The sequence below is a fragment of the Leptospira alexanderi serovar Manhao 3 str. L 60 genome (assembly GCF_000243815.2).
In the GTDB taxonomy this organism is placed as follows: Bacteria; Spirochaetota; Leptospiria; order Leptospirales; family Leptospiraceae; genus Leptospira; species Leptospira alexanderi.
This window is the reverse complement of sequence record NZ_AHMT02000056.1, coordinates 1-5,000: the sequence shown is the minus strand read 5'-3', so window position 1 is coordinate 5,000 and position 5,000 is coordinate 1. Positions and strand designations below refer to the sequence as shown.

Here is a 5,000-nt window from a genome sequence, read left to right as displayed (position 1 = left end):
GGGAAATCAAAATGTAGCGATCACCGAATATGCAAAGCTCGCCTTTTCCAATACGGACAAGGAAATTGCGATCAAAGCAAATCGTAGATTGATGATGTTGGGTCATTATTACAATGCAGGAAATGAAATCGTAAAAATCTCCGACAAGAATGCGGAAAGACTCGGAGACACAAGCGAAGCCGCAGAGATCAAAACTTCTTCCGAAAAATTAAAGCGAACAAATGTGGAAGACAATTTATCCAATCCGGACAAAACCAGTCGCATTGACGAAAAGAAAAGTCTTCTGAGTTCCGAAATTCAAGAAGTTGTTTCCAAGTCGGAAGCATTTTTAAAAAAAGCAGAAGAGGAAGCGAAAATCGAGGCTAAAAATTATATCGCAATCCAGGTCTCCGACTCCATTCCCGTTTACGGAGATAAGATCATCATAGATGGAGACGAAACCAAACTTTTTTCGGCCCATTTCCCAATTACCCTGGCCACTTATACGATCGACTCGATCACCGTTATGAAAAATTCCATCAAAAATTCGCGTAAACTTTTATTCATTCAAAACAAAGAGAAAATCCCATTTCTAAAAGCGGTCTTTGAAGACGATCAATCCATTACCTTGATCGAAAAAAATTCCAAAAAGAAAATCAGTCTGAGTTCTCCGATTCAAATCGAGTTGTCGAAATGAGAAAAATTCTAATATATATTTTATTATTTATCTTTTTAACGACCCAACTTCAAGCGCATCGGGTAATCCTAAAATCGGGAGAACAAGTCTCGGGAGACCTTAAAGAAACGGAAGGAACATCGGATCATATCATCATCACAGCGGAAGGAGAAGACATCAAAATTTTTAAAAAAGATATAGCCGAATTATTTTTCGAAGAAGCGGGAAATCACCTTTGTATACATTTTAAAGAACAACCGGAATCGAAATGTAATCTCAAACTTATCAGGCTCAACGTCAACACACTTTATTACATCGATGAAAACAACCGTTATCTCCGGGCTTCCTTCAAAGATTTGGAATCGATCGGTATTGAAGAACCGTCTACGAGAATTTTAGAACAACTTTCCAAAGCCCGTTTCCAAATACGGATTACTTCTAAGGACAAAAAGGAAATTCTATCCCCCATTCAAAGCGTAAAGGACGAAACGATTTCCGTTCAAAACGAGTCTGATCCAACTCCGACCCTTATTCCGAAAGAAGAAATCGCGTCTTTGTTTTATAAGACCACCGAAGAAAAAAAGGATCTTCCGAAAGAAAAAGAAATTCAACCGATCACAATTCTGGATTATTTAATACCGGGTTATTATCTCAAGAAGCAAGGACATACAAAAAGCGGATTTACATTGATGGGATTAACCGCACTTTTTGCAGCGGGAAGTATTTACGAATATATAGAAGCTAAAAATGCGCAAGGAAAAAGTCCGTCATTGCTTCCCCAAAGGGACGGATCCGTTCTTTGGACGGAAGAATCGAGCGGGGAATTTAATAAACATAAGAATCTAAATCAACTTTTTCTAATATCATTGGCCTGCACTTATTTGTTTAACACCGTATTACTTACTTTCCCGGCCACATTTTCCTTTTTCTTTCAGGAAGTCCCTGTAAATCCGGCAAATCCAAACCTACATTCGATAGAAAAGGATCAAAAAATTGAAATGAAAATCAACATTAACTTTTAGGAAAACAAAATGGAAACAACAAACAATTCAAAGGACGAGTTATCCGTAGAGGTCATATCGAATTCTCACGTAAATCATCTACTAAAACCGTATGTTACGATTGTAAAAACGAACGGAGAAATAAATATTTTTTCTTCAAAAAAACTTAAAGATTTATTCAATTTGAAAATCGACGAAGGAGCTAAGGTCCTTTTATTAGACTTATCAGCTACAGCTCATATCGATTCCTCGGGACTTGCGGTCCTTATCAGCACGCAAGCCAAATTGATGAAACAACTCAAAGGTGCCTTGATTGTTTATTCGATTCCGAGTTCGATTGGCAAGATTTTCGAATTAACTCGATTAGATAAACTCATCACTATGTCGATTGATTTGGACGAAGCGGTCGATAAAGCGATGACATATTAATCGAATTGGTTCATCCAACTTTCTTAAACTCAAAATTGTTTCGAGTTTAAGAAAGGTGACTGTAGCGAGTTTTTTATAATTCAGTCTGATAAATTATAGAACTCGTCTTCTAGTTATGAGGAAATCAAAAAAGATAGTGGAAATTAGTATCCGTCTTTGATCAGGTAATCCAGATGCAATCGAATATCGGGTTCGTCGTTTGTATCTTCCAGAAAAATGTCACTCGGAACTTTTTCATTTAAAATCTGAATCAATTCCGTATCGTTTTTAGCCAGATAAACCCCGTTGAAGACGGAATAGTTTTCAATCCACAATTCCAATTTCTTACACTTAGATAATATAATACAATTATGATTCGCACGAATAGAATCCGAGAGCATCTTTCTAAAGTTAGTCAGATTGATAAATTCTTCATTCTGAATCTCATTTAAATCCAAAATATAAAGCCCAGTAAACTCATCTAAAATCGATAAAATAACATCGCGAACGTTCATGATAGAACGATTCTCAATAATCCCCGACAACTTGATCAACATCACTTTGATAGCTATTCCATGCACATTGAATGCAACGAACTCATTACTGACCTGCATTGGTACCCTCATATTTTAAATTTTACAGCTTTACACATAAGATAGAATATATAATTCGAATAGTTGTACAAATCGTTATAAGGCCCTATCCCAAAAGAAACTAAAGCATCTCAGTGTTCGATGGAGACAGAACCCAGAACGCGAGACCCTTCGCCTTCGGGAGCGAGATTTGAGCTTAGGAAGCGTTCTGTTGAGTTCCCGCGGCTTGATCTTTCCGATAAAGTAAACTGGAATTTTGGGACGCGCTGTAAGTTGTTAAGCCATACATAAATCTCGTTCCTTCTACTCTGATTTGAAGTCAAATCGACTAACTTATCCACAATAAAGAAAGATCTTAGACTTTTATGTATGATCAAATCACTTTACTCTCTTCAACCGACAAACTTAGTTTCTTGTACAATTCAATCCGTTTCTAAACATCTATTTCGTCTTGCACGTTCAACTTCTCTTCTATTTCACTCTCCTTCTTTCTGTTTTAAAATTCAAATTTTCGTCTTCATAAACTGGATTAGAACTAATGATTAGGCCAATATTGATTTTGAACTTTCAAAAATAGAAAACACATTCAGCCCTTTGATTTAAGTGATAAAAGACCGGAGATGCGCAATATTTTAAACTCCAGTTATCTTGAAAATAAAACGCAAAATTCCCAATCCAATCGTCCTACATTCATTAAAAATCATTTCGAAGATCAGAACCAATATGTGAAAAAATCTTTTGAACCGAATATTTTCAGATACAATTCTATAAAGCCTTTCAAACTTTAAGACAACCCGGAACACTCAGCGTATTTATAGTTTATAAAATCCATTTACCTGATTCGCCGCATCCTATAAAAGGAACGCTTTTTTATTATTGGCTCTTCTGAATTTACAAAACTCTCTATACATTTAGGATTTTACATTTTTCTAATTTATCAATTCGAATCTAGAATTAAAATTTTAATACTTCACTTTGATAATTCTGTAAAATGAAACAATTCTTATCTCTCCAACTTATCTAGATAATAAGGTGTTTCAAAATGAAGTAGAAAATTATCGAAATAGAAATCTATAAAGTTTTTATCTTAGATTGAGAAGATTTAAATGTAAGAACTTGCTATGGAACTGAGAAATAAAAAATCCATTATAGTTTAGAATCATTCCAAGACTGAATGAATCGAATCAACAAGCGGCATTCGATATTACTGATCACTATAAAAATGAGTACCTAAATGCCGGCTTGTCTCCAATAACTATCAAAACTGATTGTATTTGATTTCAATATACCTAAAGTAGATTTAGTTCTTTGAATCAATTGGCTAAGATTCTCCGGACAAAAATTAGCCATATAGTTTTTCTTCCAACGACACCAGATATATTCTTGCGGATTTAACTCCGAAGCATAAGGAGGCAAAAATTCTACTCGAAGCCTTTCCTCGTTTGCTTTTAAAAATTCATTCATTGTTTTGCTTTTACGAGCAGATAAATTATCCCAAACTATTAAAATCTTTTTACGATTTCCCTTTAAAAGTATCTTTAAAAAATAAATAAGGTCCTGACTTTTAACAGAGCCTGTTATGATCTGAAAGTGAAAATCTTTTTTAGAAATAGCACCGATTACTGATAACTTTTTCCAAGACATCTTGTGACGAAGGATCGGTGTCTTTCCGATTAAGCTCCAAGTTTTTATCGTATATGGATTCTGGCTGATTCCGCTTTCATCTAAAAATATGACCTTAAACCCTTCATTCTCTGCTTTTTTTTATACCGGGCCAAGTTTTCGTTTTCCAAGTTTCAATTGCCTTTTCATCTCTTTCCAACGCTCTTCTTTTAGGTTTTTGATACGAAAATCCTAATTGATGTAAGAGAATTCCTACGTAATCTTGATGATACGTTACTCCGAATTCTTTTCGTATGATTTCTGATACACGATACGTTGACCAAAGTTCATTCGGATAACCGTTACTGATCGGACCTTTCAAGATGATTCTTTTTAATTCTTTCTTCTCTGAAATGGTCAATTTGGTCGGTCGACCTCGTCGACCATTCCATTTTACTCCTTCGATTCCTTCCTTTTCATATCTTTCTCGCCAACGCATTACCGATTGCTTGCTTACTCCAAGCTTTTTTGATACTCCGTAGCACGTATAGCCCTTCTTCAATAGAGCAATTCCCTTCAACCTACGTTTTTCCAAACGTTTTAACTTTTCCCTTTCTAAGTTTTGCATTATGACAATGGGATATTATTGTTATATTTTTGGTACTCTTTTTTGTTAGGGATCAGTAGTAAGAAAAGAAATTTTCGTTAGAAAATAACTTTTACCGGTATTCAAAGATTTAG

The 5,000-nt window shown here is 35.1% G+C and carries 4 protein-coding genes and 1 pseudogene (1 of these 5 running past the window's edge); 3 read left to right on the top strand and 2 right to left on the bottom strand.

The genetic code is table 11. From position 1 onward, the window contains the following. The 3 genes in view from LEP1GSC062_RS19215 to LEP1GSC062_RS19205 are tightly spaced (at most 9 nt apart) and all read left to right on the top strand, a layout consistent with a single transcriptional unit that may run on beyond the window. Positions 1 to 676, top strand: the final stretch of a protein-coding gene (locus LEP1GSC062_RS19215) for a hypothetical protein (protein ID WP_010576320.1). 779 nt of this gene lie to the left of the window's left edge; the window shows 676 of its 1,455 coding nt (coding positions 780-1,455); its start codon lies off the left edge, out of view; it ends in the stop codon at positions 674 to 676. Continuing rightward, the gene (locus LEP1GSC062_RS19210; RefSeq protein ID WP_010576321.1) at positions 673 to 1,677 is read left to right on the top strand and encodes an LB_137 family protein; all 1,005 of its coding nucleotides are present in this window, start codon (positions 673 to 675) and stop codon (positions 1,675 to 1,677) included. The genes LEP1GSC062_RS19215 and LEP1GSC062_RS19210 overlap by 4 nt, the downstream gene beginning before the upstream one ends. 9 nt (positions 1,678 to 1,686) lie before the next feature. Then, the gene (locus tag LEP1GSC062_RS19205; RefSeq protein ID WP_002749574.1) at positions 1,687 to 2,085 is read left to right on the top strand and encodes an STAS domain-containing protein; all 399 of its coding nucleotides are present in this window, start codon (positions 1,687 to 1,689) and stop codon (positions 2,083 to 2,085) included. A 143-nt stretch (positions 2,086 to 2,228) separates the two neighbouring features. On the opposite strand, the gene LEP1GSC062_RS19200 is transcribed toward LEP1GSC062_RS19205, so the two are convergent. After that, positions 2,229 to 2,621, bottom strand: coding sequence for a hypothetical protein (locus tag LEP1GSC062_RS19200; RefSeq protein WP_010576322.1), 393 nt, complete (start codon positions 2,619 to 2,621; stop codon positions 2,229 to 2,231). 1,266 nt (positions 2,622 to 3,887) lie between these two features. Next, positions 3,888 to 4,887, bottom strand: a pseudogene (locus tag LEP1GSC062_RS25665) (IS630 family transposase). Between the last annotated feature and the right edge of the window lie 113 nt (positions 4,888 to 5,000).